Origin of the sequence: Kineosporia sp. NBRC 101731 (assembly GCF_030269305.1) — a bacterium.
Taxonomy (GTDB): Bacteria; Actinomycetota; Actinomycetes; order Actinomycetales; family Kineosporiaceae; genus Kineosporia.
The window spans coordinates 1-659 of sequence record NZ_BSTC01000041.1 but is presented as its reverse complement, the minus strand read 5'-3'; the positions used below and the strand labels follow the sequence as shown (position 1 = coordinate 659).

At 68.4% G+C, this 659-nt stretch carries 1 protein-coding gene; it reads left to right on the top strand.

Annotation, left to right across the window (positions count from 1 at the left end; translation table 11 throughout):
• Window positions 1-659: histidine kinase (locus tag QSK05_RS36000; RefSeq protein ID WP_502879888.1), on the top strand; the 659-nt coding region annotated here is incomplete at both ends.

Below are 659 nucleotides of genomic sequence, written 5' to 3'. Positions count from 1 at the left end.
GGCACCGACGTGGTCGTCGGGTATGTCGAGACTCACGGCCGGGAGGCGACCGAGGCGATGATCGGAGACCTCGAGGTGCTCCCGCGGCGGGTGGTGTCCTACCGGGGTGCCACGTTCACCGAGATGGATGTGGACGCGGTGATCGCGCGGGCTCCCGAGGTGGTGCTGGTGGACGAGCTGGCGCACACCAATGTGCCCGGCTCGCGTAACACCAAGCGCTGGCAGGACATCGAGGAGTTGCTCGATGCCGGCCTGACGGTGCTGACGACGGTCAACATCCAGCACCTGGAGTCGATCAACGACATCGTCCGGCAGATCACGGGGGTGCCGCAGCGCGAGAGCGTGCCCGATGAGGTGGTGCGCCGGGCCGACACGATCGAGCTGGTCGACATGGCTCCGGAGGCGATCCGGCGCCGGATGGCCCACGGCAACATCTATGGGGCGGAGAAGATCGACGCGGCTCTGGGCAACTATTTCCGGGTCGGCAACCTGACCGCGCTGCGCGAGCTGGCGCTGCTGTGGCTGGCCGACAAGGTGGACGACGAGCTTGAGAGTTACCGTTCCTCGCAGGGCATCTCGGACACCTGGGAGGCCCGGGAGCGGGTCGTCGTGGCCCTGACCGGGGGTCCGGAGGGGGAGACCCTGATCCGCCGGGCCTC